The organism is Nonomuraea sp. B12E4, assembly GCF_039871825.1.
GTDB lineage: Bacteria > Actinomycetota > Actinomycetes > Streptosporangiales > Streptosporangiaceae > Nonomuraea.
Window position 1 is genome coordinate 121039 of record NZ_JBDPME010000022.1, and the last position, 24719, is coordinate 145757.

Consider the following 24719-nt stretch of genomic DNA (forward strand, 5'->3'; position numbering starts at 1 on the left):
TCCGCTATGAGGGCGAAGGTGGCAGGGTTGTTGACCGTTGCGGGTGTGCTCTCCGGTTGCGGTTCGGCCACGTCGGCGCAGCCGACGGTGAGCGGACCCGGAGTGCTCACGCTCGAGAACGCCAAGGCCCCCGCGCCTGGCGGCGAGGTGGGCGGAGCCTCGACGGAGTTCGCCGACGCCGCCGACATGAAGATGTGGAGCAAGCTGAGCGACACGGAGAAGGACGTCGACCGGCTCGCCAAGTACGACGTGAACAAGACCGTGCAGGGGTCGATGTACCTGGAGCCCAGGACCTCGGCCTGGTTCGACGGCTTCCGCGGGCCCTTCGTGTACCAGGAGCTCGCCGGCGACATCGTCATGTACGCCCGGGTCAGGATCACGGGCAAGACCGGTGGCCAGCCCGACCGGCAGTTCTCCCTGGGCGGCCTGATGGCCCGGCAGCCCGGCTCGTACGCCAAGCCCAACTGGGTGTCGATCACCACCGGGACCGCCGAGAAGAGCGGCCAGGTCGAGGTGAAGTACACCCAGGACGGCAGCTCCAGACCGCAGGAGCTGGCCGTCAAGGACGGCTGGGTGGAGCTGGTGCTGGGCCGGGTCGGCGGGGCCTTCGTGGCGCTCTGTCGGGAGGACAAGGGCACGTGGAAGGTCGGCCGGCGCTGGCCCTCGACCCTGCCCGACGTGCTGCAGTGGGGCGTCACCGCCTACACCGACTGGGACAGCTACGCCCTGCTCCAGAAGGACCCGGCCAAGGGCAACGCCCAGCAGGTCAAGGGCACGCCCGACCTGAAAATGACCGTCGACTTCGTCCGCTTCCTGCGGCCGGAGCTGCCTGATTACGCCGATCCGCTCAACACCACCTCGGTGTCGGACGAGGTCCTGATCAAAGCGATGACGCCTGCCGGTGCCTGAGCGCCTTGGCCATGTAGTTGTCCGGCGTGCGGGCGAAGGACGCCCGGTCGTCGTCGGTGAGCTCGCGCACGATCTTCCCGGGCACGCCGGCCACCAGCACGCCGGAGGGGATCTTCTTGCCGGGGCCCACGAGCGCTCCGGCCGCCACCAGCGTGCCCGCCCCGACCTGGGCGCCGCCCAGCACGATCGCGCCGATGCCGATCAGCGCGCCGGACTCCACGTAGGCACCGTGGACCATGGCCTTGTGGCCCAGGCTGACGCGGTCCTCCAGGATCGCGGGCTCGCCGGGATCGGAGTGCAGGCAGCACAGATCCTGTACGTTGCACTCCTCGCCGATCTCGATCCGCTCATCGTCCCCGCGGAGAACGGAGCCGTACCAGATGCTGGACGCCCGGCCCACGCGCACGCTGCCGACCACGACGGCGCCGGGCGCGATGTACGCCCCGGGATGTATCTCTGGGACAGCCCCGTTGTCCAATGCTGCTATGTACATCCGTCACATCGTAATTCCCGCTCCAGCTATGGCGTTCCGGTTGCGGACGTGGGCAGATGGCAGGAAAGTCGTTTCCTGACGTCTCGTCGCCAGACCCTCACAAACCGCAGTTATCCCCCCGCCTCACGCAAACCACCCTTAGGTAACCCCCATGACAAACCAGCACGAGAGCATTCCCGATCTGATGCAAGAGGACACCTTCGAGGTCGTGATGCGCGGCTACAACCGCCGCCAGGTCCACGACTACATGATCCGCACCCGTAACCAAATCAGAGATCTGGAAGAGCGGCTGGCGCGAGCGATCGACCAGGCTGAACAGGGCCGCATCGAGCTGGCGGAAGCCAGGAGGCGCATGGTCGAGGCGCCGCAGAACTACGAGGACCTCAGTCCCCGGCTCGCGCAGATCCTCCGGCTCGGTGAGGAGGAGGCCGCGTCGAAACGTGAGGACGCCGAGGCCGAGGCCGCCAGCGTGCGCGAGACGGCCAAGTCGGAGTCCGAGCGGCTCGTGACGACCTCCCGCGAGACCGCCGACAAGATCCTCACCTCCGCGCAGGCGGAGGCGGAGCGGCGGGTGAGCGAGGCGACCCAGGCGGCCGAGCGTATGCTGGCCCAGGCGGGCTCCGACGCCGAGGAGCAACTCAACGCCGCCCGTACCGAGGCGGAGGACGTCCAGCGCGAATCGCGGGCCGAGGCCGAGCGTATGATCTCGGCGGCCCGTACGGAGTCCGAGCAACTGGTTCAGTCCGCCACCGCGCAGGCCGAGCAGGTCGTCAAGGGAGCGCGGGACGAGGCCGAGTCGATGCTGACCGACGCCCGGCAGCGCACCGCCACGCTGGACGAGCAGGCGGGCCGCCGGGTCGACTACCTGACCAACACGCACGCGGAGGTCGTGCGGCGGCTGGCCGAGGTCAGCTCGGTGCTCGGCGACCTCATGCGCAGCGAGTCGTCGGCCGGCCCGCTGATCCCCGAGTCCGCTCTGCCGCCGGCCCCCGCCACCCAGGAAGACGTGCGGGTGATCGTCCAGGACGAGGAGCCGGTGGAGGCGAAGCAGGAGGACAAGCCGCAGGAGAACGTCTCCGACGACACCGACGTGCACATCGTCCGGCTGTCCGAGGTGCACAAGTAGCGGCCGCCGGGCAGGGTTGTTCGGAGCGGAAGCCCCCGCCCCCGATAGGGTCGGGGGCTTCCGCGATCGTGGCCCCTCCTGATTGGGGGCCCGGTGCCGGGGCCGCCGAGACGCTGGACCCGGCACCGGGCTGCTCGTGTGCGCGGACCGGGGAACGCTCCACGGCCCGCGTCAGGGTGGCGCGGGGCCGGCCTGGCGCGGTTGTTGCCCGCCGGTCCGCTTTTCCTGGTCCCGGAGCAGGTCGCGCAGGCCGTCCGGGTCGTCCGCGTCGATGGTCATCGCACATCCGGCGTCGCGCTGCGCCGCGCTGAGCGGATGGTGTCTCGTGGCCCACCAGCGGCCCGCGTCGCTCCGCCAGATGGTCCACTTTGGGTATTCCCGGGCGATTTCGGCAAGGTGTCGGTCAAAGGACACTGCTGTCCACCTTCCCGGGGTCCCAGGCGAGGTTCCATCTCCTTTGAAGGTGCGCCACATCTCTAGAGAACGCAATGATCGCGATGGTCAGGTCAACCTAGCCTTGACAGATCGGTTTGAACTATGCGTCGAAGTCGTACTGAAGTACGTATGCCGCCGAGTCGAGGACCATCTCGTTGAGCTCGACGGGCAGCCCGCCCGAGGTGTACGCGGTTCGGGCGATCACGATCACCGGCGTGCCCGCGGGCAGGTCGAGCAGCCCGCTCTCCCACGGTCCCGGCATGCGGGCGCGTACCTCCTCGGTGAAGTGGGCCGGAGGCAGGCCCAGGTCGCTCAGCCTGGCGTAGACGCCACCGGGGCCGGTGTCGGGCAGGGTGATCGCGCTGCCCTCCACCAGGTGGGCGGGAAAGTACGACGTGGCGAGCTGTACGGGCCTGGAGTCGACCGAGTAACGGCGCCGGCGTACCCATACCTCGCCGCTCTCAAGAAGGCTCGCCACCTCCTCCGTGGCTCGCTCCAACGTCACCTCCAGCCGGTCCACGGTGAAAGGGCGGCCACGCGTGTCGGCCTCCCAGATGGCCCGCCCCTGGCCCCACTGCTCTCTCGACAGACGGCGCGAGCCATGCCGGCGAATCGGTTTGAATTGCCGCACGTAAACCCCCGAACCTCGTTTGGGCACCGCCAACCCTTCGTTAATCAGTACGGCTAGCGCCTGCCTGGCGGTGGCTCGTGCGATCGCGTGTTCGGCCATGAGCGCGTTCTCGCCCGGTAGTCGGTCCCCGTCGCGCAGTTCGCCGGACAGGATCCGGGCGCGGAGGCCGTCGGCGATGCGTCGATAGATCGGGGGCTCGTGGGGTACCGGGGATTCAGACACGTTCGATCACCCTCTGTCACCAACCAGGTTGTGGCGTCTCCAGAGAACTTGCCCCGTCTTGTCCACGATCGCACAGAAGCAGGGCTTGGTCGTAAGCTTCTTTTGAGCGGATCGTGCCCGTGTGGGGAATTCCGCGGTGTTTTAGCGGACCGTTACCGTGGAACGATCGCGGCCGGTATTCGATCGGCCCACCAGCGGCGAGTAACCAACGCGGCCATCGCGGCGCCCGCCGTATTGAGGATCACGTCGTCCACGGAGGAGAAACGACCCAGGCACAGGGTGTACTGGAGCAGTTCGACCAGGACCGAAAAGGCGGCCGCGAGCGCCGCAACGCGGGCCGTGGAGGACATCGCCCGGCTGCGCACGGGCACCAGCGCGCCGAGCGCCGCGAACACCAGCAGATTGCCGCCGACCTGCACCAACACCACCTCCCACGGCGCGCCGACGAGGTCGGCGAGATCGGCGAACGGGACGAGACCGACTCCCGTCCGGCCGCTCGACGGGGTGAGGATCATCCAGACCCAGGGGGTGGTCCCGACGACCATGCCGACGTCGGCGACAGACGTGCGCAGGGGCGCCGGATGGCTCGCGCGAGCGCGGTGGCGGGAGAGGAGCAAGATTGCTAGCAAGGAGAGGGGGAGTGCAAACGTACCAGCAATAATGACGTTTCCCCACAATTCCCACGTCCGCACCATCCGACCATCATGGCGATTGATCAAGGGGTACCGGAAGATGTCCATCTGGACAGGTCTTCCGGAACCTCCGCGAAAATCGGGGCTGTGCGCATAGTCCCGCCGCTGCCGGACGGACAGTCACGATCGGACGGGCAGGTGCTCGTCCAGGAACGCCAGCGCCACCTCCCAGACCCGCTCCGCCGCCGCCCGGTGGTGGAACATCGGCGCCTCGCTGTTGTGGAAGGCGTGGCCGGCCTCCTCCGCCACGTGCATGACCACGTTCGGCCGGTCCTTCACCGCCTGCTCGACCACCGCCACCCGATCGCGGGTGATGTAGGGGTCCTGGCCGCCGAAGACCAGCAGGAGCGGTGCGGAGATCTGCTCCATGAGGCCGGTCGCGTCGGGCACGGCCGAGCCGTAGAAGGACAGCACCGCCGCCAGCTCCACCTGCGTGGCCAGCATGTAGTCGATGGAGCCGCCCAGGCAGAAGCCGAGCGCGCCGACCCCGCCGCGGACCTCGGGCATCGCCTTCAGGTGGCCGACCGTGAGCGCGCAGTCGGCCACGCCCTGCGCGAAGTCGAAGCCGCTCGCCAGATCGAGCGCGACCTTCGTGCCCTCGGGGGTGTGCTCGCCCTGCCAGTGCGGGTGCAGCCGCCAGAACAGGTCGGGCGCGGCCACCACGTAGCCGCGCCCCGCCAGCTCCGCCGCGACCTTCTCGATGTAGGGGCCGACGCCGTAGATCTCCTGCACCAGCAGGATGCCAGGACCGCTCCCGGATTCGGGCAGCCACACGTGAACGTCGAACGTGCCGTCGTGGGCGGTGATTTGATCGGTACGGGTTCGCATGTGCAACAGCATCGCTCATAGCGCACGTGGCGTCTGCGGAGAGACGATGCGATCGAGGGTTTCGTGTCCCGGGAGGCCCCGTTGTCCGCCGCTACGAGCCAGACGAGGAGAGTGTTGTGCTGACCCACTTCATCGGTGGCCAGTCCGTGGCCGCGGGGAAGGGCTTTCCCGTTCACGACCCGGTGACGGGCGCGGTGACCAGGCAGGTCCACGAGGCCGACCCCGAGGTCGTCGACCGGGCGGTCCGCGCGGCCAGGGAGGCGGCCCGCGACTGGGCGGCGATGCCGGTCGGCGAGCGCGCCGGCTGGATGCGGCGCCTGGCCGAGGGCATCGAGGCCCGCTTCGACGACCTGGTGGCCGCCGAGATCGCCGACACCGGCAAGCCGCTCGACCAGACCCGCACGCTCGACATCCCGCGCGGCATCGCGAACTTCCGCGCCTTCGCGGAGATCGCCGCCCAGCGTCCCGACGACGCCTTCCACCTGTCCGGCGTGCTCAGCTACACCGTACGCAGGCCGCACGGGGTGGTCGCGGTGATCGTGCCGTGGAACCTGCCGTTCCTGCTCATGACGTGGAAGCTGGCGCCCGCCCTGGTCGCCGGCAACACGGTGGTGGTCAAGCCCTCGGAGAGCACGCCGGGCTCGGCGGCGGTGTTCGCCGAGATCTGCGCCGACGCCGGCCTGCCCGCCGGCGTCGTCAACATCATCTTCGGGTACGGCTCCGCCGGCCAGCTCCTGGTCGAGCACCCGGGGGTGGACGCCGTGACGTTCACCGGCTCCACCCGGACGGGCTCGGCGATCATGCGGACGGTGGCCGACCGGGTCAAGCCGGTCTCCTTCGAGCTCGGCGGCAAGAACGCCGGCGTCGTCTTCGAGGACTGCGACCTCGACCGGGCCGTCGAGGGGAGCGTGAAGTCGGTCTTCACCAACGGCGGCCAGGTCTGCCTGTGCACCGAGCGGCTCTACGTGCAGCGGTCGGTCTTCGAGGAGTTCTGCGCGCGGCTGGCGGCCCGGGCCCAGGAGATCGAGCCGCAGCCGATGATCTCCGCCGAACACCGTGAGAAGGTGCTCTCCTACTACGCCTTGGCCCGCTCGGAGGGAGCCAAGGTGCTCGCAGGCGGGGGCGTCCCCGCGTTCGGTGATCATCGCGATTCCGGCTATTTCGTCGAGCCGACGGTGGTGACAGGCTTGTCGGAATGGTCGAGGTTCAACAGGGAAGAGATCTTCGGTCCTGTGTGTCATGTCGCGTCCTTCGACAGCGAGGCCGAGGCGATCGACCTTGCCAACGGCAGCGACTACGGCCTGGCCGCGACTCTCTGGACCTCGAACCTCGACCGGGCGCACCGGGTGGCGCAGCGGCTGGAGGCCGGGCTGGTCTGGGTCAACACCTGGTATCTGCGGGACCTGCGCACCCCGTTCGGCGGCCTGCGGCTGTCGGGCATCGGCCGGGAGGGCGGCATCCAGTCGCTCGACTTCTACTCTGAACCCACGACGATCACCATCAAATTGGAGCAGCCCGATGCATGACGAATGGTCCCAGGCCGTGGACGCGCGCTCCCAGGCGGCCGACCGGCTGGTCGAAGCCGCGCGTTCCGGCAAACCGTGCGCCCCGATCCGGGACCTGGTCGGCACGGCGGCCGACGGGTACGCGGTGCAGGAGATCAACACACGGCGGGCACTCGGTGAGGGGCGGCGGCTGGTCGGGAGGAAGATCGGCGTCACCAACCGGCTGCTGCAGCAGCAGTTCGGCATCGACCAGCCGGACTTCGGCATGCTGTTCGCGGACACCTGCTATTCCGACGGGCTCCCCGTGCCCATGGACAAGCTCCTGCAGCCACGGGCCGAGGCCGAGGTCGCGCTGGTTCTCGGCCGGGATCTGAGCGGCGGGCCGTTCACCGTGGCCGACGTGATCAGGGCGGTGGAGTTCGTGCTGCCCGCCATCGAGATCGCCGACTCGCGCATCGCCGACTGGGACATCACCCTGGCCGACACGATCGCGGACAACGCCTCGTCCGGCGCGTTCGTGCTGGGCCACACGCCCACCTCGCTGCTGGGGCTGGACCTGCGGGCGGCCGGGATGACGATGACGCGCAACGGGGAGGAGGTCTCGACCGGCTCCGGCGAGGCGTGCTTTGGCGGGCCGCTCAACGCCGCCGTCTGGCTGGCCTCGCGGCTCGGCCGTACGGACCACCCGCTGCGGGCCGGTGACGTGGTGCTGACCGGCGCGCTCGGGCCGGTGGTGCCGGTCGGGCCCGAGGACGTGTTCGAGGCCAGGATCGACGGGCTCGGCTCCGTACGGGCGGTGTTCGATTCGGGGGGGTTCGAGAAGTGAGCGGAAGGGGCAGGGCCCTCCGGGTGCCGGGCAAGGCCACTCCCCGGGGCAGGTTTCCGCACGTCAAGCGAGCAGGAGACTTCCTGTACGTCTCGGGCACGAGTTGCCGGCGCCCCGACGACACGTTCGTCGGCGTGGAAGTGGACAAGCACGGGGTGGCGGACCTGGACATCCGCGCCCAGACCAGGGCGGTCATCGAGAACATCGGCGACATCCTGAAAGCGGCGGGCGGTTCGCTCGCCGATCTCGTGCAGATCACGACGTATCTGGTGAACATGAACGACTTCAAGGGCTACAACGAGGTCTACGCCGAGTTCTTCGACGAGGAGGGGCCCACCAGGGCCACGGTGGCGGTGCATCAGCTCCCGCACCCGCACCTGCTCATCGAGATGCAAGCCGTCGCCTACCATCCGCAGGAGCGATCATGATCGGGCCCATCGACTTCGCCGGTTGGATCGACGAGCACGCCCACCTGCTCAAGCCGCCGGTCGGCAACAAGGTGGTCTTCGAGCGGGCGCGGGACTTCATCGTGATGGTGGTCGGCGGGCCCAACTCCAGGACGGACTTCCACGTCGATCCGTACGAGGAGCTCTTCTACCAGGTGCGCGGCAACATGCACGTCAACGTCGTGACCGAGAGTGGCCTCGAGACCGTGCACATCCGCGAGGGGCAGATGTGGCTGCTGCCGGCGCGCGTGCCGCACTCGCCGCAGCGGCCCGAGGCCGGGTCCGTGGGGCTGGTGGTGGAGCGGATCAGGCCCGAGGGGGAGCTGGAGAAGTTCCAGTGGTACTGCCCCGACTGCGGGAATCTGGTGCACGAGGTGGAGCTGCAGGTGCGTGACATCGTCAAGGACCTGCCCCCGGTCTTCGAGGCGTTCTACCGCGACGAGCAGGCCCGCACCTGCGCTCGATGCGGCGCGCTGCACCCCGGCAAGGGCTAGCCGGTCCCGGCATGGTGATCGACGTCCACACGCACCACGTGCCCCGGGGCTGGCCCGAGCTGGGCTGGCCCGGGGCGCCCAGACTGAGGGTCGAGTCGGAGCGCGAAGCGACGATCCTCGTCAACGACCGAGAATTCCGGAAAATTCAGGATGACTGCTGGGATCCGCGGGTCCGGCTGGCCCAGATGGACAGGGACGGCGTGGACCGGCAGGTGGTCTCGCCCACGCCCGTCTTCTTCGGCTACGACCGGCCGTCCGAGGAGGGCATGCGGATCGCGAAGATCTTCAACGACCTGGCGCTGGAGATCTGCACGGACGCTCGGTTGATCCCGTTCTGCCAGGTGCCGCTGCAGGACCCCGCCCTCGCCTGCGAGGAGATCGACCGCTGCGTGGCCAACGGGCACCGCGGGGTGGAGATCGGCAACCACGTCGGCGACCGGGATCTCGACGATCCGGGTGTCGTGGAGTTCCTCCAGCACTGCGCGGACAGCGGCGTGCCCGTGTTCGTACACCCCTGGGACCTGCCCACCGGGCCCCGGGTCGAGCGCTGGATGGCGCAGTGGCTGGTCGGGATGCCGGCGGAGACGCACCTGTCCATCCTGGCGATGATCCTCGGCGGCGTGTTCGACCGAGTGCCCGGCACACTGCGGATCTGCTTCGCGCACGGCGGCGGCTCGTTCGCGTTCTGGCTCGGCCGGTTCGAGAACGCCTGGCACCGCAGGCACGACCTGGTCGGCGTCTCCGAACGGCCGCCGTCCCACTACCTCGGCAGGTTCAGCGTCGACTCCGCCGTCTTCGACGAGCGCGCGCTGCGGCTGCTCGTCGACACGCTCGGGGAGGACCACGTGATGCTCGGCACCGACTTTCCCTATCCGCTGGGCGAGGCGCCCGCCGGTGACCTGATCCGGCGTGCGGGCTTCCTGTCCGGCACGGCCCGCGCCAAGCTGCTCGCGGCCAACGCCGAGGCGTTCCTGGGCTGAAGGGAGCTCCTCATGCGCGTCCCGGTGCCGGGACTCCCGGCGGTCGGCCTGGCCGTCCTGATGGCCGCCGGACCGCGCCCAGGGCCGGGCCGGGTGGGCGCGCTGAACGGCCCGCGTGGCAGCTTCCGGTTGGACGCCACGCACAACCCGGTGCAGGACCGGTACGTCCGTAAGTATCAGAATGGGGTTAATCAGGTCATTGCCACCATTCCGCCCTTACAGGAGTGACCATTTTGCACCGGGACCGCTGCCTCGCCCTCGACGCCGACGATCCGCTGCGCGCGTTCAGATCCGAGTTCGTGCTGCCGGAGGGCATCATCTACCTCGTCGGAAACTCCCTGGGCGGGCAGCCCCGCGGTGCCGCCGAGCGGGTGCGGCGGACCGTGGAGGACGAGTGGGGGCGGCAACTCGTCGGCGGCTGGAACCACGCCGGCTGGTTCGACCAGCCGCTGGTCCTGGGCGACCGGCTGGCGCCGCTGATCGGCGCGGGCCCGGGCCAGGTGGTGGTGGGCAACACCACCTCGATCGCGGTCTACCAGGCGGTGGCGGCGGCACTGCGGATGCGTCCCGAGCGCCGGGTGATCGTCTCCGACGTGCGGAACTTCCCCACCGACCACTACATGGTGCAGGGGCTGGCCGGGCTGCTCGGCGGCTATGAGGTGCGCGACCACGCGGAGGGGCGCTTCGACGACGCGGCCGTGGTGCTGCTGTCCGAGGTGGACTACCGCACCTCCGCGCGTCACGACGTGCCGGCGGTCACCGCCGAGGTCCAGGCCGCCGGGGCCCTCATGGTGTGGGACGTGTGCCACAGCGTGGGCGCCATGGAGGTGGACGTCTCGGCGGCCGACTTCGCGGTCGGGTGCACGTACAAGTATCTCTGCGGCGGGCCCGGCGCGCCCGCGTTCCTCTACGTCAACCCGCGCCACCACGAGACCGCCGAGAACGTGCTGTCCGGCTGGCACGGCCACGCCGAGCCGTTCGCGTTCGAGACCGACTACCGGCCGGCCGCGGGCATCCGGCGGTTCGTGGTGAGCACCCCGCACGTGCTGTCCATGGCGGGCCTGGAGGCGGCGCTGGACCTGTGGGACCGGGTGCCGATGGACCTGGTGCGAGCCAAGAGCATGGCGTTGACCTCGCTGTTCGTCGACCTGGTCGGCGACGCGCTGGAGCTGGCCTCGCCCCGGGAGGCCGCCGCCCGGGGCAGCCACGTCAGCTTCCGCCACCCCGACGGCTATCCGATCATGCGGGCGCTGATCGACCGGGGCGTCTACGGCGACTTCCGCGCGCCCGACCTGCTCAGGTTCGGATTCGCGCCGCTCTACATCGGCTACGCCGACGTCTACGACGCCGCCGCCACGCTTCTGGAGGTGCTGGAGAAGGAACTGTGGCGGGAGGAGAAGTACGCCAGGCGGCTGGCCGTCACCTGAGCCCGCCTCACCCGGCGTCCAGCGGCTTGAGTCACCTGAGCCCGCCTCGTCCGGCGTCCAGCAGCTTGACCGCCCGCTTCTTGTTCACCTTGATCACCGTCTCGCCCCAGGGATGGTCCTCGTGGGTCTCGGGCAGGCCCAGGGCGAAGGCGCGCAGCTCCTCGCGTACGTCGTGCCAGTCGGTCATGGCCTTCTGAACTCCTCCAGCTTGCGTTCGATGGCGTCCCTGATCCGGTCGCGGGCCTCCATCCGCGGCACTCCCGACATGAGCAATCTGTCGTAGTCGGTGTCGAGATGCCGGATCGAGGCGACCACGGCCAGTGTGATGGCGTTCTCGTCGAGCGCCCGGGCCGCCGCCGACCTGCCCACCCGGCCGCTGCCGCGCTGGCCGGCGTGCTCGGCGATCTCCCTGGCCCGCTCCTCCGGGCAGCCCGGGAACAGCCTGGCGATCTCGGCGGCCATCTGGGCCTGGAACTCCACATCCTGCTCGGCCCGGCGTACGCGGTCGCGTTCACGGCGGCGCAGGCGTACCTCCTCGTCGGCCAGGCACCGCTCCTCGGCGGCGGCCAGCGCGGCCTCCTCCACCAGCAGGCCGAGGCGCTGATAGACCTTGCGCCGCCGGTTGAACTGGACGACCACCGCCGCCAGGCCGCTCTCCTGCTTGGCCCGGCGGCTGAGCGCGGCGTTCCCCGCCGGCAGGAAGACCAGATGGTCCAGATCCGCGCAGGTCAGGCAGTGCGGCTGGTCATCCTCCATGACCAGATAGGGACCCGTGTCGCCGCAGTCCGCACACGTCCAGGCGGCCAGCGGGGCCACCGCCACCAGGTCGGGCGCCTTGCTCAGCCGCTCGGTCAGGCTGCGGACCCGGGCCTCGCTGAGGTCGGGTGAGAGCCAGTGCACGCGGAACCTCTCCTGCCCCGGCCCGGTGGTGAACCGCAGCTCGCGGCGGTCGCGGGTGCCGGCCACGTACGGCGTGTCCACCGGCCGCAGCCCCTTGGCCAGCGCCCAGTCCCGCAGCAGGGCGGCCGTGGTGAGCAGCCGGTCCTCGTCCACCGCCGCCAGCTCGGCCAGCGTCGCGACCCGGCCCTGCCGCCAGGTGTCCACGTGCCGCGAGTGCAGCCAGCGCAGGCCGGTCACCACGTCGATGAACGTCACATATTTCCGGTTGGTCAGCGCGATCTCGGCAGCTTCCGCGACCCTGCGCACCAGGTTCGGCTTGCTCAAAGGATCTCGCCGCCATGTCTGGGGTTCCGCTCGCTCACGTGCCCCAGTCTCCCGCGCCTTTGTCGGGAGATGGCGAGACCGCAGGGATTCCTTTTGCCCCATTGCGGCAAGTAACCCCCTTGGACCCCGGCCCTGGAGGATCATCGTGCGTCTGTTCTGGCCGGCCGTGCTCGTGCTCGCCACCTCCTGTGGCCTGGCCGAGGACGGCACGGAGCCCGTCGTCACGGGTGAGTTCGGCAGCAAGCCGCGGGTCGCCATCCCCGGGGGCCAACCTGGTCGTACGCCGCGGATCACGGTGCTGAGCGTGGGCAGCGGGCGGCGTACGGCGCAGGGTGACGTGGTGCTCGCCGACGTCGACATCCGGCGGTGGTCGGGCAACCGGCCGTACCTGAACACCTACGACGCCAACCAGCCCACCACGGTCGTCTTCGACGGCAGGGAGGTGTCGGAGACCTGGCGGCAGGCGCTCATCGGGCGGCCGGCGGGCAGCAGGGTCATGCTGGTCAGCCCGGCCGCCGAGGCGCTGGGGCCGAACGTGCCGCTCACCGGGGTCTCGCCCGATGACACGCTGGTGCTGGTCTTCGACATCCTGGGCGGCTACCCGCGGGACGCGCGGCTCGTCGGCCGCACCCTGCCGGTGGCGCCCGCCGACCTCACACCCTCGTCCCCGCCCCGCACGCTCATCGACGGCTCGGGGCGGGAGATCGTGGCGGGGGCGAAGGTGGTCGTCCAGTACGTGGCCGCCGCCTGGCCCTCCCGGGCGGTCGTGGACTCGTCGTACCGGCGGGGCGGGCCGGGCGCCTTCACCCTCAAGGCGGGGGCGGTGCCCGCGGCCTGGCTGGAGGCGCTCGTGGGCCGGCGGGTGGGCAGCCGCGTGGCCGTACCGGCGCCGGACCGGATCTACGTCATCGACGTGCTGGACACCATCACACCATCCGCGTAGTCCCGGCCGTCTCCGCACCGGCGACCCGGGACGGATCCCCCCGGATACGCATCACGCCCGTGGGGGCCGGGCGGCGCCGCGCCTGCCGCCCGGCCCTGCCTCGTGCGCGGCCTAGCTGCCGCAGTGCTCGAACGGGCTGTTGTACGCCGAGGCGCCGGCCTTGCCGCCCCACTTGACGCATTTGCCGGACCCGGACGCCACGACCGGTCCCGCGTAGTAGCCGAAGTCGCCGGAGTCCGTCCGCCTGGCGCTGCCCTCCACCTCCAGGTACGCGCTGGTGGCCGTGGCCGTGCCGAGCGACTTCGCCTTCATCGTGGCGACGCAGTTGTTGCCGTTCCCGCTGTTGTAGAGCAGGTAGACCGTGCCGTCGGAGCCGAGCGCGGCCGAGTCGACCACGCTGTAGCCGGCGCCGCACACCTCCTGCGGGCTGTAGGGGTTCGTGGCGGCCCCGCCGCAGTTCCGCGAGGTCACCGTCTGCTCCGGGTAGCCGAAGGTGGTCCCGTCGAAGACGGCCCGCTGGACGTTGGCCGGATAGTTGCTTCCCAGCCGTACCTCGTAGTGGAGGTGAGGCAGGATGTTGTTGCCCGGCTTGCTGGTGTTGCCGACCGTGCCGATCGCCTGGCCCTGGGAGACGGCCTGGCCCTGGGAGACCAGGCGGGAGTTCAGATGGGCGTAATAGGTGGTCCACCCGCCGCCGTGGTCGATCTTGACGAGGTTGCCGAAACCGTTCGTCGAGCCCTGGTGCGCCGAGATCGCCACGGTGCCCGCCGCGGCGGCCACCACGGTGTCGCCGAGGTCGGCGTCCGGGGTGCCGCCGCGGTTGAAGTCGATCTCGTACGACGTGTGCGCGCTGCTCGCGTCGGAGTTGCCCGTCCAGCTCTGGCCGCAGGGGAAGGGGAGCTGGAAGTTCGTGGCGAGGATCTGTGCCTGGTCCGACCCCGGCACCGGATCGGCGGCGGCCGGTGTGGCCACGAGGCCGAGTAACAACGCCAGGCCCGCGGCCATTGCTCCGCCGAGCTTCATGGGGTGATCCTTTCCCTCGGGACACTTGGACACCAGAGTCCGCATCGGCCGCACAGGAAACGTCCAGAACCCCTACAAGATGTTGTCAGGCCTCCGCAGAGGAGCTGATGTCGGATGACGGTCACCTTTCACGTGCTCGGGCCGCTGGAGGTACGCTCCGGCGGCCGTCCGGTCCGGATCTCCGGCAGGAAACCCCGGCTGGTGCTGGCCACGCTGCTGCTCGACGCGGGCCGAGCGGTCGGCTCCGACCGGCTGGCCGAGGTGCTCTGGCCGCACCGGCCGCCCCGCTCGGCCCGGGCCAACCTGCGCACCTACGTCAGCTCGCTGCGCTCGGACCTCGGCCCCGGCCACCTGCGCTCCGACGGCGGCGGCTACGCGATCGACGTCGCCGACGGCGCGCTCGACCTGCTGGCGTTCGAGGAGCTGGCCGAGCGCGGCGACCACGCGCGGGCGCTGGCCCTCTGGCGCGGCGCGCCGCTGTCCGACCTGCCGGGCAGTCCCATCTGGGACCGCCGGCTCGAACCCCTGCACGAGGTACGCCTGCGCGCCGCCGAGGCGCTGATCGAGCGTCGGGTCGAGCACGGGGACCACGACGGGGCCGCCTCGGAGCTGCGCGGGCTGCTGGCCGAGCACCCCTACCGGGAGGACCTGTGGGGCCGTCTGGTGCTCACCCTGCATCGTGGCGGCAGGAAGGCCGAGGCCCTGCGCGCTTACGCCACTGTGCGGGGCCGGCTGGTGGACGAGCTCGGCGTGGAGCCGGGGGCCGAGTTGCGGAGGGCGTACGAGCTGGTCCTCGCCGACGACGCGCTCCCCGCCGTCCCCCGCCAACTCCCACCCGACCTCCCCGACTTCACCGGCCGCTCCACGGCCATGACAGCCCTCACCACCTTGTCCACCCCACCCCCCACCCGCGAAACCCCAGCCGTCCCGCCGCATACCGCCGCACTGGGGAATCCCGCTGGTTCGCCGCATATCGCGGATGCCGGGAGCGTCGGGTCCGCACGTGCCGAGGCGGCGTTCGGGGGCCCGGTCGGGGGCTCGCGAGTCGAGGTTCATGCGGGTTCCGGCCGCCGGTGCTCCGTGGCGGTGATCTCCGGGCCGGCGGGGGCGGGCAAGTCGGCGTTGGCCGTGCACGCGGCGCACGCCCTGTGCGCGGCGTTCCCCGCCGGGCAGCTCTACCTGGAGCTCGGCGCCAGGGAGCCGGCGGAACCGCTGGCCGAGGCGCTGCGGGCGCTGGGGGTGACGGCCGTACCGCCGACCGTGGGCGAGCGCTCGGCGTTGCTGCGCTCGCTGCTGGCCGAGCGGCCCATGCTGGTGCTGCTGGACGACGCCCGGGACGCCGACCAGGTCCGGCCGCTGCTGCCCGGCAGCGCCGGCGCGGCGATCATCACCACCCGCCGCAGGATCACCGAGCTGCCCGGCGCGCTGCAGGTCGAGATCGGGGAGCTGACGCCGGAAGAGGCGCTGGCGCTGCTCGGGAGCATCGCGGGAAGCGACCGGGTGGCACGCGAACGCGAGGCCGCGCTCGCCGTCGTCGCGGCCTGCGGACGTCTGCCGCTGGCCGTCAGGAACGCGGGCACACGCCTGGCCGCCCGGCCCGGCTGGTCACTGTCGGTGCTCAGGCAGCGGCTGGAGGACGACTGGCTGGGAGAGCTCAAGGACGTGCGTGCCACCCTCGACGGCGGCTACGCCGGCCTGCCGGCCGAGGCCGCCCGCGCGCTGGCCGCCCTGGGCCTGCTCGGCGACTCCGGCCAGCCGGGTTGGGTGGTCGACGCCGCGCTCGGCCGACACGGCGCCGACGACATCACCGACCTGCTGGTGGACACCCACCTACTGGACCTGCTCGGCACCGACCCGCTGGGCCAGCCCCGCTACCGTGTCCCCAACCTCATCGCCCGCCACGCCACCGAACGCGGCCCAGCCCTCCACCTCGCCCGCGACCCCCAAAAGCCCGGCCCGGACCACGAGGACGGGCACCCGCAGGAACGCGACCCCATGCCAGCGGAAGGCCCCGCGCCAGGAGACGCTCCTGCGCGCGTCCACACGCCCGGAGGTGCCGGCGTGCTCGCGGAAGGTCAGCCGCCCGGAGGTGCTCCCGTACCAGGGGGAGGCCGCGCTCAGGGAGGTGCCGGGCTGGGAAAGGCGGACGTGGTCAGGGTGCTGGCGGCGTGGACGGCGACCACGGAGCACGCCATGGCGCGGTTGCCGACCACCGTGTTCAGTCTGACCGCCGCCGGGGCACCGCGCTGGCCGTTGCCGGGGCGGACGCTCGACCGGCTGATGGCCGACCCGGTCACGTGGTTCGAGGCCGAGCATGAGGCGCTGGCCGGGGCGGTGGGCGTGGCGGCCGAGCTGGGTCTGGCTGAGTCGGCGTGGGGGCTGGCCGCCGCGATGGTCCCGTACCTCGATCTGCACTGCCACCTCGACACCTGGCGGCGCACCCACACCGCCGCCCTGGCAGCCGCCCGCGCCGCGGGCGACCCGTACGGCGAGGCCGCCATGCTCAGGGGCCTGGCCCAGGTCAGCCTCTACCAGGACCGGTACGAGGAATCGGAGGAGGGCTTCACCCGCTCCCGCCAAATATTTCGCGCATTAGGCGACAAAAGAGCGGAGGCCACGTCCCTCTGCGGCCTCGGAGCCGTGAGCCAGTTCCGCGGCCGGCAGGCCACGTCCCTCGGCCATCTGAGGCGCGCGCTGGCCCTGTTCCTGGCGGCGGACGACCGCCAGGGTGAGGCCTTCGCCCGCCAGGCCATCGGCCGGGTCCTGCTGAAGTCCGGGGACCTGGCGCAGGCGTCGGAGTCCCTGACCGCGGCGATGCGGCTGGCCAGGGAGCTCGGGGACACCCACCGCGAGGGCTGCGTGTGCCTCCAGTTGGGGCACCTGCACCGGGCGATGTCGTTCCACCGGTACGCCCTGGAGATCTTCGAGTCGCTGGGGGACCGGCACTGCGGGGCGTACGCGCTGCAGAGCCTGGCCGGACTGCAGGCGGCGCGCGGCGACCTCGGCCACGCCTCCTCCGGCCTGGAACGCTCGCTGCAGATCTTCCGGGAGCTCGGCGACCGCAGCGGCGAGGCCTCGAGCACCCAGCTCCTGGGAGAGGTGCACCGGTCGGCCGGCCGCACCGGGCTCGCCCTCGACTACCTCAGGCACGCGAGCGCGCTCCGACGCAGCCTGCCCGTTTGACGCGTGCGCACCCGTGCGGCGGCACGCACCCGTGCGGCGGCACGCACCCGTGCGGCGAGCGCGCCGCACGGCTGGTCGGCCCGGCGTTGCGCGGCGGCCGTTACAGCTTGTCCGTCAGGACATGTGCGGCGGGTGTTACGGCTGGTCGGACAGGTCGGAGCGGATCATGCTGTACTGCACGCCGTCATGCCACTCCCCGGCCCGGAAACCAACACCGCGCAGCATGCCCTCCCGGGTGAACCCGGCCTTCTCCAGCGCCCGCTGCTCGGCCACGTTGGTGATCTCGGTGGCCGCCGCGATCCGGTTGGCCGTCGTGTGCTCGAACAGGTATCGCGCGATCAGCCGCTGCGCCTGCGTGCCGTAGCCCTGGCCGCGGAACTCGGGCGCCACGATCAATCCCATCGTCCAGAAGTAGCTGGCGCGGTTGGCGACCTGCTTGCTCCAGGAGACGAAGCCGACACTCTCCTCGGCGTGCGCGATGATCAGGATGCCGCCGTCCTCGCCGAGCCACCCGTCCTCCTCCCAGCGCCGGCGCATGCGGTGCGGGTCCTGCCAGCCGTACCACTGGAACTCGCCGGTGCTGTCCGGCTCGCTCGTCAGCCGGTGCAGGAAGGGCAGGTCGCGCTCTTTGACAGGCCGCAGGTGAATGGTCATGATCCGGACACTATTCGACGTACCAATCGCTTGAGCCGCGACTCCTGCAGACGCGCCCCCTCCAGCGCGTCGAGCGCCTCGGCGGCGGTCGGCCGCTTGGCCGGCACAGGATCGAGCATCCGGCGCACCACCTCGGGCACGTCCGGCCCGCCGACGTCGAAGCCGGTCGGGACCCCACCGGCATCGGGGCCCGCCGGGAGCCGGCCGGTGAGGAGCTGGTAGGCGATGGCCCCGGCCGCGTAGACGTCGGAGGCCGTGGTCATCCGGTCGGGCCGCTCCAGGCACTCGGGCGCCACGTAGTGGGCGTCGAGCACGTTGCCCAGCTCGTGGACGACGGTGTAGTTGCGTGGCCCCGGCTTGGCGTAGTCGAACCCGGTCAGCACCGCGTGCCCGTCGTCGGTGACCAGCACGGAGGCCGGGGTCAGCGCCCGGTGCACGACACCGTGCGCGTGCGCGTGCGCCAGCCCGCGCAGCAGGTCCTGGATCACGCCCAGCCGGGCGCCCTTGCCCAGCGACAGGTGCAGCGCCTCCCCGTGCACGTCGTCGAGCACCAGCACGAACCGGCTCTCGTCGTCGATCGCGAAGAAGTCGCGCGAGCGCACCACGCACGGATGCGGGGGGATCTTGGCCAGTGTCTGGTAGGCGTTGGCGATGCGCTGCCGCTCGGCCGCCCGCGCCTCGTGGTCGGCCAGCGGGTCGGCCTGGTAGACCCGCAGCAGCACGGTCTCGCTGCCGGGCAGCGTCGTGTTGAACGCCCGGTATTCGGTGACCCGGGCATCCCCGCCGAGCTGCTCCTCGGCCTCCCAGTTGCCGTATCTCGGCGGCGCGGTGCTGCGGCGCACGGTCTGGTTGAGCGCGTCGAGGATCGCTGTCATGTACGGCTTGACGTCCGGGCTGCACCCGCGCCTGATCCGTGAGACGTCGCTCAGGGTGGCGATGAGCCGCGGCAGGTCGGTGACGTTGGGCGCGTCGCGTCCCGCCGGGTCGCTCAGCTCGGCGTCCGGCGAGGTCAGCACGACCAGGGCGTCGACGTAGACGCGTTCGAGCTGGATGGCCTTGGACGTCAGCAGGCCCTTCAGCGCCTTCGCGGTGCCGCGCAGCTTGGTCACGGGGGAGCCGAACGCCTCCCGGCGCGGCGGGAACCACCGCGTGCCGGACACCTCGATGCGGCCCCTGGTGCCCTTGACGTCGACGACCACGAGCGAGTGGCCGGTCAGCACGAGCAGGTCCACCTCGAAGATGTCGTGGCCGCGCGGGACCTCGACGTTGTGCAGTAGCAACCAGTCGGCGGGCGCGTGGTCCCGCAGATATGCGATCACCCGCCGTTCGGCGTCGTTGACCGGACGTCCTCCGCCGACGATCTCTGCCATGGAGCTATCCTCGCACGGGAAACGTCGAGCAGTTTGGCGCGTGGCTTGGAGATCGACAGGACGGTGGCCGTCATCAGCATGACGATCTGCGTGCCCAGCGCGGCCACCTGACCCCATTGCCGGGTGTCGGGCACCAGGACGGGCCCCCCGGAGATGCTTCCTTCGGTCGCGGCGGCCATCCCCTCCGGATCGAACAGGAACATGCCCACGCAGATCACGGACACCAGGAGCACCAACTTGGCCGCGGTCCAGTAATAGCGAAAGAGCCCCCAATGGCTGCCCAGGCCCAGCACGATGCCGGTGGTCAATGCGGTGAGGCTGAGCGGCATCCCGCCCCCGAACACCATCGTCGGCATCAACCGATAGGCGGCGTGGGCGAGCCCGGGATCGCTTGTCAACGTAGCCGCCGTATTCAGCAGCACCAGCCCCCAGACCTCGCCGAGCAGTGCGACCGAGGTGACGACGTGGATAACCAAGATTGTCTTACGGGCACGCGGCCCCAGGAACGCACTCACCTGACCTCCGGAATGGGAAACTCGTGGCCCATCCTCGCCGCTATGTGTGCGCCGGACGTCAGCCCGTAGTAGGCGCTCCGGATACGCCTGCGGACGTAGTGAGCGACTCTCAAGTTTCGGGTGATTGTTGTCCAAACGGTGGGGAGCGCCGGCCCCGACGGCGCCGGGTCGAGCCATAATAAATTTTCTTCGGCGACCAGGGGGCGCGGCTAAACGTTGCGCGTCGCCGATGAGCTGGAAAGCCGACTGCCAAGAAATCAAGGGGCGCCCTTGACCACGAAGTGGGATTTCTGAGTTGCGGTTCCAGCTCTATGCCGCGATTGTTATTGGCGGCACCTCACAGCCCTGCACAACGACTATGGCGCTGGAATTCCGCGCCATCCATGGAGGAAAGCACACATGATCCGTCGTATTCTGGTCGGTGCGGCTATCGCTGCCGCCGCCCTCGGCTTCTCCGCCACCGGAGCCTCCGCCGACGTCGGGCCGAGCTCGAACAACAGCGGGCAGAGCATCCTGAGCCAGTTCAGCGTCCTCGACGATCTGACCCCTCTGAACGGCGTCCACGCCCACGTCCTGAACAACATCGACCCTGACATCCTGAACAACGGGTACGGCAGGGGCAGCGGCATCTGACGGCTCCCTGCGTGGCGTAGGCAGGACGGCGATCGGCGACTCCTGGCTCATACACAGGTGAATACGCCCGGCCAAGATCGCCCTCCTGGTGCCTTGAGGTGAAAAGAAGCGGGCCGTGGAATTTCGCGAGGCCACGGCACGGGCTTGGTGCGCACCGAGCCTCCAGTGCTGCGCGGTTCAGATCGATCACTGCAGGACGACCTGAACCGCGCGGCCATTTTGCGTTCTGGGGCATGACAGAACCGCACCGTGGGCGGCCCGGCGAGCCGCAACCGGGAACGGCCTACGGGACTGGGCCGGAGACGGCCTTGGAAAGGCCCGTCCCACCGGGCGGGTCGGTGGTCGTGGCCGCATTCGCGCCATCGACATTGCCGGCGGCCCCGCTCGGCCGCACCACTCCCAGGAGCGTCCGCCTGTTCAGCGGATCCAGCCGGACAACCTGCCCGGTGTACGGCGCGTGTACGATCCGCGTGGCATCCACCGCCAGGCCGACGTGTTCCGGACCGGGATGGCTCGGATCGTTGTCGTAGAACACCAGATCCCCCGGCTCCACGTCCTCCACGGTCAGCCGGATCCCCGACCGCCACTGCTGGTACGTGGTCGTGCCGATCAGGACGCCGGCCCGCGCCCACGCGTACTCGGTCAGCCCCGAGCAGTCGAAGCCCCGGATCCTGGCCCCTCTCCCCGTGCCGAATCCGGGTCCTTTCACCCCGCCGCCGCCCCACGAGTACGGGACGCCGATCATCTCGATCGCCGTCCGCACTGCGATGGCGCCACCCGCCGCCCTGGCCAACACGGGAGCGGGATGCGTGGCGTTCGGAACCGCCAGCGTCAGCGCTATTAGCATCAGCCGCCGTAGTCCTTTCATGGTATTCTCAGCGCTCCCGTGACTTATCGGCGCCGGCGTGCCCGGCCGCCGTCGGCCGAATCCTCCGTGGCGCGTGCCAGGTTGTGTTTCCCGCTACATTCCGCCATCCCTATCTGGATAAAACACCCTTTGGTCAGGCGAGGCGCGCGTATGGCAATATCATGAAAGTTGCCGCCTCGATCCCCGCAACTAATGCGGGCCAGTCATGATATATCCGGAAGTTGCGATCAATGGCTGGTGAATGGGCGGCGCATCGGGCTTTTGCCTGGCTTGGCCAGGTTCTTACCCGCCGATGTTTTACGAGCTCGCCGCGGTGAACGACGACCGCGCCGACTCGGCGAAGGACATCGACGTTCTTGCCGCTCCGCATCCGCAGGACCTCCACCCAACCTGCTCGGTGGCACCGAGCACGACACGGGTGAGGACAGCCGCGCTCCGGCCACCACGGCTCACCGTGGCGGAACCCGTCGGGCGCCGTCTCGGGCGGGCACCGGGGTGTGAGCCCTGCTCGCGGGGCGTCTCCTGGCCAAGCCGGGCATCAAGCCCGCAGCCGGCGCGGGCTTCCGGCGGCCGTGCGGCGACCCTTCATAGTTTCCCCGCAATTCGGTCATTTCCCCATCGAAATCGCATAGTGAAACAAACTTCGTAGTAACCTGGTTTCGGGTTAATCGTCGGACACATTGGCGGTCATCCCCTGCAGACGGCAGATCCGGCTACTACCCCCAAGAGCATGTGTTGGGGGGTGTGAAGATTGGTGAGCGGTGCCGAGGAGCGGTTGCTCTACCAGGACGGACAGCTGACCATCACCGTACGCGCGGCGCCCGGAGCCCCGGACGTCACCCTCATGGGCGAGGTCGACGCCACCAACAGCCCCGCCCTGGCCGCCGCCCTGGCGAGCTGCCGTCGCCAGGACGCCTACGTCGATGTCGACACCGGCGGATTGACCTTCGTCGACGTCTCGGGCCTACGCGTGCTCGCCATGCCCACGCTGCCACCCTCACAGCGGTGGATCCGCCTGCACAACGTCACCCCGTACCAGAGGCGCCTGCTGAGCATGATGGGCTGGTACCACCAGCCACGTACGGACAACCTGCCCGCGTAGCGGACCACCCGCTCAGCGACTCGCCTGGATGACCGCCGCCGAGGTGCCCAGGCCGGTCGGGCCGCACAGGCGCACGCGCGGCGGCCGGTGGTGACGGCGCAACGACTCCTCGTCGTAGCGGGAGCAGTGGCGATGCCAGTTGAGGACGCCCGCCACCCAGTTGCGCAGCTCGTCCACGTAGCCGTCGAGCTCATTGCGGGCCTCGCCGTCCAGGCCGAACTCGACGGTCAGGACAGGCAGCTCGTGCTCGACGATGTGCTCGAACTCCTGCACCCGCGACGTCAACAGATCGTTGACGATGGCGAGGGCGGCCGGGTAGTCGCAGTCGAAGAAGTTGCGTACCACCAGGATGCCGTTGTGCAGCTCGCCCTCGAACTCCATCTCCTTCTGGTAGGAGAAGATGTCGTTGACGAGCACGCCGCAGTCGGAGGTCACACTTTCCAGCGTCCGCATCGGGCCGCTGCGACGGAGCTCCTCGGAGATCCCTCCGGTGTGCCGCAGCCGGTAGAGGTCCATCGTCAGCTCGCTGCCGAAGGTCAGCCTGGCCATCTCCAGATGGTCCACGGGGTCGGGAATGTGGTTGGCCACCCTGTTGGCCAGCTCCCACAACCAGGCCTCGCCTATCCTCTCCACGTCCGCGCGCAGCTTGCGCCGGAACGCGAGCGGCAGCGTCCCGACCGTACGCGACCACACGTCGCCCAGGCCGCGCTCGATCGCGTTCGCGGGCGGCGGCGGGGGAGAGCCGTCGAGCGGCATGAACGCCGAGAGCCTGGCCACGGCGATCCGCGCGGCGGCCAGGTTGCCCGACCTGCCGTAGATGGCGGGGAAGTAGTCGTCGGCGTAGGTCCCCCAGGACAGCCAGAACGACACCAGGTCGAGCTCTTCAGGAGTGGCGTCGGGATACTGGCCGGCGGCGCAGAGCGGAAGGTCGAAGTCGGCCAGTTTCCCCTCGTCCCAGATCGCCGAGCCCGCCACCCCCGGCTGGCCCTCCAGGATGCCCATCGCCCGGCACCAGTCGGCCGTGGCGCTCCGCGCGGCCTCCAGGTGCGGTGACAGCCTGGGCTGGAACGGCACGTACAGCTCGGGGATCGTGACCGGCCCCACCCGCTCGTACGGCACATGCGCGAAGTTGCGCACCCGCTTGGCGCCCGTCAGGTTCACCAGCGCCGACATCCCGAGCGGCCGGTCCGCCCCGGCCCGCTGGTTCATGTACCGGCTGGAGCGCAGGTGCCACGCGTGCCCGCCCGCCTGCCAGTCCTGCAGTCCCTTGACGTAGGCCAGCACGCCCACCGCGCTGAGCGGGTCCACGGCGTGCTCCACGAACAGCGGCCCGAGCTCGGTGAACACCGTGTGCTCGAACTGCTGCAACCGCGAGGTCAGCAGGTCGTTGACGGCGTCGGCGGCCTCCTGCGTGCCGCACCCCAGGAACTTCTCCAGCACCAGCACGCCGTTGCTCAGCTCGCCCTCGTCGGAGACCTCCCGCTGGTACGAGAACAGGTCGTTACGCAGGTGCACCGCGTCGGCGAACGTGTCCCGCAGCACCCGCATCGGCCGGGTGGCCGCGATCCGCGCGGGCACCTCGGCCCCCACCGCGTGCTCGACCAGCCCGGCGGACCAGGGCGCCCCGCCGACCTTGCGCCGCATCTCGATGTACTCGACCGGGTTGGCCACCCGGCCCCGGTTGATGTTGGCAAGCTCCCACAGTGACTCGTTGAGCAGGTTACGGGTGCTCTCGGCGAAGCGCGCGCGCCAGTCCGCCGACCGGCTCGGGACGGTACGGACCCACAGGTCCGCCAGGCCGGCCTCCACCGGGTTGGTCGGTTCGGGCATGCCCAGGTCCGAGCCCATCGGCATGAACCGGGCCAGCCGGTCGAGGTAGACCTTGCTGCCCTTGAGGTCACCGGTCCGCTTGAAGATCTCCAGGAAATGGTCGTCGAAGAAGAACACCCACACGTACCAGTCGGTGATCAGGCACAACTCGGTGGCGTCGCAGTCCGGATGGGTGTAAGCGCACAACAGCGAATAGTCGTGGGCGTCGAGGTCGTCCTGCTCCCAGATCCCCGATCCCTCCAGCATGCCCATGTCGCGCGCCCACTGTCCGGAGTGCGCGCGGGCCGCCTCAAGATGCGGATTGAGCCGGGCCGGGTACGGCAGGTAGAAGTCCGGCAGTTCGAACGGCTGAGACATGAT

General features: G+C 70.2%; 26 protein-coding genes. 13 read left to right on the forward strand and 13 right to left on the reverse strand.

The features are described from left to right. Window positions 1–27 precede the first annotated feature (27 nt). Entirely contained in the window at window positions 28–909 is an 882-nt protein-coding gene (locus tag ABGB18_RS36225) for a hypothetical protein (RefSeq protein WP_347700173.1), read from the forward strand. Here ABGB18_RS36225 and ABGB18_RS36230 read toward each other — a convergent pair. After that, the gene (locus tag ABGB18_RS36230; RefSeq protein WP_347700174.1) at window positions 881–1402 is read right to left on the reverse strand and encodes a gamma carbonic anhydrase family protein; all 522 of its coding nucleotides are present in this window, start codon (window positions 1400–1402) and stop codon (window positions 881–883) included. The genes ABGB18_RS36225 and ABGB18_RS36230 overlap by 29 nt on opposite strands. Before the next feature lie 151 nt (window positions 1403–1553). Here ABGB18_RS36230 and ABGB18_RS36235 point away from each other — a divergent pair, with 151 nt between their 5' ends. Next, on the forward strand, window positions 1554–2528 hold the full coding sequence (locus tag ABGB18_RS36235; protein ID WP_347700175.1) for a hypothetical protein: 975 nt from the start codon (window positions 1554–1556) through the stop codon (window positions 2526–2528). A 171-nt stretch (window positions 2529–2699) separates the two neighbouring features. Here ABGB18_RS36235 and ABGB18_RS36240 read toward each other — a convergent pair whose 3' ends face one another. The 4 genes from ABGB18_RS36240 to ABGB18_RS36255 all read right to left on the reverse strand — a co-directional run bounded on the left by ABGB18_RS36240 (window position 2700) and on the right by ABGB18_RS36255 (window position 5336). Beyond that, on the reverse strand, window positions 2700–2942 hold the full coding sequence (locus ABGB18_RS36240; RefSeq protein ID WP_347700176.1) for a hypothetical protein: 243 nt from the start codon (window positions 2940–2942) through the stop codon (window positions 2700–2702). 121 nt (window positions 2943–3063) lie between these two features. Then, complete coding sequence (locus ABGB18_RS36245) at window positions 3064–3816, reverse strand: GntR family transcriptional regulator (protein WP_347700177.1); 753 nt, start codon at window positions 3814–3816, stop codon at window positions 3064–3066. 152 nt (window positions 3817–3968) lie between these two features. Then, window positions 3969–4556: a VanZ family protein gene (locus ABGB18_RS36250; RefSeq protein WP_347700178.1), complete on the reverse strand. Its 588-nt coding sequence runs from the start codon at window positions 4554–4556 to the stop codon at window positions 3969–3971. A 72-nt stretch (window positions 4557–4628) separates the two neighbouring features. Further along, window positions 4629–5336, reverse strand: coding sequence for a dienelactone hydrolase family protein (locus tag ABGB18_RS36255; protein WP_347700179.1), 708 nt, complete (start codon window positions 5334–5336; stop codon window positions 4629–4631). A 116-nt stretch (window positions 5337–5452) separates the two neighbouring features. Here ABGB18_RS36255 and ABGB18_RS36260 point away from each other — a divergent pair, with 116 nt between their 5' ends. From ABGB18_RS36260 to kynU, 7 genes are read left to right on the forward strand one after another with little or no spacing between them, the layout of a single operon-like run. Beyond that, complete coding sequence (locus ABGB18_RS36260; RefSeq protein ID WP_347700180.1) at window positions 5453–6862, forward strand: aldehyde dehydrogenase family protein; 1410 nt, start codon at window positions 5453–5455, stop codon at window positions 6860–6862. Continuing rightward, entirely contained in the window at window positions 6855–7667 is an 813-nt protein-coding gene (locus ABGB18_RS36265) for a fumarylacetoacetate hydrolase family protein (RefSeq protein ID WP_347700181.1), read from the forward strand. The genes ABGB18_RS36260 and ABGB18_RS36265 overlap by 8 nt, the downstream gene beginning before the upstream one ends. After that, window positions 7664–8095: a RidA family protein gene (locus ABGB18_RS36270; RefSeq protein WP_347700182.1), complete on the forward strand. Its 432-nt coding sequence runs from the start codon at window positions 7664–7666 to the stop codon at window positions 8093–8095. The genes ABGB18_RS36265 and ABGB18_RS36270 overlap by 4 nt, the downstream gene beginning before the upstream one ends. Continuing rightward, a complete protein-coding gene (locus tag ABGB18_RS36275; RefSeq protein ID WP_347700183.1) occupies window positions 8092–8607 on the forward strand; it encodes a 3-hydroxyanthranilate 3,4-dioxygenase in 516 nt (171 codons plus the stop codon). The genes ABGB18_RS36270 and ABGB18_RS36275 overlap by 4 nt, the downstream gene beginning before the upstream one ends. A gap of 11 nt (window positions 8608–8618) precedes the next feature. Continuing rightward, window positions 8619–9587, forward strand: a complete 969-nt coding sequence (locus ABGB18_RS36280; protein ID WP_347700184.1) for an amidohydrolase family protein — start codon at window positions 8619–8621, stop codon at window positions 9585–9587. Between the two features lie 12 nt (window positions 9588–9599). Beyond that, window positions 9600–9815, forward strand: coding sequence for a hypothetical protein (locus tag ABGB18_RS36285; protein ID WP_347700185.1), 216 nt, complete (start codon window positions 9600–9602; stop codon window positions 9813–9815). Then, complete coding sequence (gene kynU, locus ABGB18_RS36290) at window positions 9812–11014, forward strand: kynureninase (RefSeq protein ID WP_347700186.1); 1203 nt, start codon at window positions 9812–9814, stop codon at window positions 11012–11014. The genes ABGB18_RS36285 and kynU overlap by 4 nt, the downstream gene beginning before the upstream one ends. Window positions 11015–11045: 31 nt before the next feature. Here the strand turns inward: kynU and ABGB18_RS36295 are convergent, their stop codons facing one another. Further along, window positions 11046–11201 carry a hypothetical protein gene (locus tag ABGB18_RS36295; protein ID WP_347700187.1) on the reverse strand — a complete coding sequence of 52 codons (156 nt, stop codon included), beginning with the start codon at window positions 11199–11201 and terminating at the stop codon, window positions 11046–11048. After that, entirely contained in the window at window positions 11198–12238 is a 1041-nt protein-coding gene (locus ABGB18_RS36300) for a DUF2293 domain-containing protein (protein ID WP_347700188.1), read from the reverse strand. The genes ABGB18_RS36295 and ABGB18_RS36300 overlap by 4 nt, the downstream gene beginning before the upstream one ends. Before the next feature lie 145 nt (window positions 12239–12383). Between ABGB18_RS36300 and ABGB18_RS36305 the strand changes: the two genes are divergently transcribed. Further along, complete coding sequence (locus ABGB18_RS36305; RefSeq protein WP_347700189.1) at window positions 12384–13181, forward strand: FKBP-type peptidyl-prolyl cis-trans isomerase; 798 nt, start codon at window positions 12384–12386, stop codon at window positions 13179–13181. Between the two features lie 111 nt (window positions 13182–13292). On the opposite strand, the gene ABGB18_RS36310 is transcribed toward ABGB18_RS36305, so the two are convergent. Next, on the reverse strand, window positions 13293–14204 hold the full coding sequence (locus ABGB18_RS36310) for a M23 family metallopeptidase (RefSeq protein ID WP_347700190.1): 912 nt from the start codon (window positions 14202–14204) through the stop codon (window positions 13293–13295). Between the two features lie 114 nt (window positions 14205–14318). Here ABGB18_RS36310 and ABGB18_RS36315 point away from each other — a divergent pair, with 114 nt between their 5' ends. Further along, the gene (locus ABGB18_RS36315; RefSeq protein ID WP_347700191.1) at window positions 14319–17387 is read left to right on the forward strand and encodes a BTAD domain-containing putative transcriptional regulator; all 3069 of its coding nucleotides are present in this window, start codon (window positions 14319–14321) and stop codon (window positions 17385–17387) included. A gap of 135 nt (window positions 17388–17522) precedes the next feature. On the opposite strand, the gene ABGB18_RS36320 is transcribed toward ABGB18_RS36315, so the two are convergent. The 3 genes from ABGB18_RS36320 to ABGB18_RS36330 are packed head-to-tail and all read right to left on the reverse strand — an operon-like array spanning window position 17523 to window position 19926. Then, on the reverse strand, window positions 17523–18041 hold the full coding sequence (locus ABGB18_RS36320) for a GNAT family protein (protein WP_347700192.1): 519 nt from the start codon (window positions 18039–18041) through the stop codon (window positions 17523–17525). Then, the gene (locus ABGB18_RS36325; RefSeq protein ID WP_347700193.1) at window positions 18038–19411 is read right to left on the reverse strand and encodes an NERD domain-containing protein kinase family protein; all 1374 of its coding nucleotides are present in this window, start codon (window positions 19409–19411) and stop codon (window positions 18038–18040) included. The genes ABGB18_RS36320 and ABGB18_RS36325 overlap by 4 nt, the downstream gene beginning before the upstream one ends. After that, entirely contained in the window at window positions 19357–19926 is a 570-nt protein-coding gene (locus ABGB18_RS36330) for a hypothetical protein (protein WP_347700194.1), read from the reverse strand. Before ABGB18_RS36330 ends, ABGB18_RS36325 begins: the two co-directional genes overlap by 55 nt. A gap of 399 nt (window positions 19927–20325) precedes the next feature. Between ABGB18_RS36330 and ABGB18_RS36335 the strand changes: the two genes are divergently transcribed. Then, a complete protein-coding gene (locus ABGB18_RS36335; protein WP_347700195.1) occupies window positions 20326–20559 on the forward strand; it encodes a hypothetical protein in 234 nt (77 codons plus the stop codon). Between the two features lie 283 nt (window positions 20560–20842). On the opposite strand, the gene ABGB18_RS36340 is transcribed toward ABGB18_RS36335, so the two are convergent. Next, on the reverse strand, window positions 20843–21427 hold the full coding sequence (locus ABGB18_RS36340) for an NlpC/P60 family protein (RefSeq protein WP_347700196.1): 585 nt from the start codon (window positions 21425–21427) through the stop codon (window positions 20843–20845). Between the two features lie 754 nt (window positions 21428–22181). Between ABGB18_RS36340 and ABGB18_RS36345 the strand changes: the two genes are divergently transcribed. Then, window positions 22182–22529, forward strand: a complete 348-nt coding sequence (locus ABGB18_RS36345; RefSeq protein WP_347700197.1) for an STAS domain-containing protein — start codon at window positions 22182–22184, stop codon at window positions 22527–22529. 12 nt (window positions 22530–22541) lie between these two features. On the opposite strand, the gene ABGB18_RS36350 is transcribed toward ABGB18_RS36345, so the two are convergent. After that, window positions 22542–24716 (reverse strand): terpene synthase family protein, encoded by a 2175-nt coding sequence (locus tag ABGB18_RS36350; RefSeq protein WP_347700198.1) that lies wholly within the window; start codon window positions 24714–24716, stop codon window positions 22542–22544. Between the last annotated feature and the right edge of the window lie 3 nt (window positions 24717–24719).

Bases quoted from the DNA above. Each gene is read 5' to 3' on its own strand.
- ABGB18_RS36340 (WP_347700196.1), bottom strand. From the start codon at position 21,427: ATGAAAGGACTACGGCGGCTGATGCTAATAGCGCTGACGCTGGCGGTT.
- ABGB18_RS36335 (WP_347700195.1), top strand. From the start codon at position 20,326: ATGATCCGTCGTATTCTGGTCGGTGCGGCTATCGCTGCCGCCGCCCTC.
- ABGB18_RS36280 (WP_347700184.1), top strand. From the start codon at position 8,619: ATGGTGATCGACGTCCACACGCACCACGTGCCCCGGGGCTGGCCCGAG.
- ABGB18_RS36250 (WP_347700178.1), bottom strand. From the start codon at position 4,556: ATGGACATCTTCCGGTACCCCTTGATCAATCGCCATGATGGTCGGATG.
- ABGB18_RS36255 (WP_347700179.1), bottom strand. From the start codon at position 5,336: ATGCGAACCCGTACCGATCAAATCACCGCCCACGACGGCACGTTCGAC.
- ABGB18_RS36315 (WP_347700191.1), top strand. From the start codon at position 14,319: ATGACGGTCACCTTTCACGTGCTCGGGCCGCTGGAGGTACGCTCCGGC.
- ABGB18_RS36320 (WP_347700192.1), bottom strand. From the start codon at position 18,041: ATGACCATTCACCTGCGGCCTGTCAAAGAGCGCGACCTGCCCTTCCTG.
- ABGB18_RS36265 (WP_347700181.1), top strand. From the start codon at position 6,855: ATGCATGACGAATGGTCCCAGGCCGTGGACGCGCGCTCCCAGGCGGCC.
- ABGB18_RS36235 (WP_347700175.1), top strand. From the start codon at position 1,554: ATGACAAACCAGCACGAGAGCATTCCCGATCTGATGCAAGAGGACACC.
- ABGB18_RS36350 (WP_347700198.1), bottom strand. From the start codon at position 24,716: ATGTCTCAGCCGTTCGAACTGCCGGACTTCTACCTGCCGTACCCGGCC.
- ABGB18_RS36275 (WP_347700183.1), top strand. From the start codon at position 8,092: ATGATCGGGCCCATCGACTTCGCCGGTTGGATCGACGAGCACGCCCAC.
- ABGB18_RS36230 (WP_347700174.1), bottom strand. From the start codon at position 1,402: ATGTACATAGCAGCATTGGACAACGGGGCTGTCCCAGAGATACATCCC.
- ABGB18_RS36285 (WP_347700185.1), top strand. From the start codon at position 9,600: ATGCGCGTCCCGGTGCCGGGACTCCCGGCGGTCGGCCTGGCCGTCCTG.
- ABGB18_RS36295 (WP_347700187.1), bottom strand. From the start codon at position 11,201: ATGACCGACTGGCACGACGTACGCGAGGAGCTGCGCGCCTTCGCCCTG.
- ABGB18_RS36310 (WP_347700190.1), bottom strand. From the start codon at position 14,204: ATGAAGCTCGGCGGAGCAATGGCCGCGGGCCTGGCGTTGTTACTCGGC.
- ABGB18_RS36325 (WP_347700193.1), bottom strand. From the start codon at position 19,411: ATGGCAGAGATCGTCGGCGGAGGACGTCCGGTCAACGACGCCGAACGG.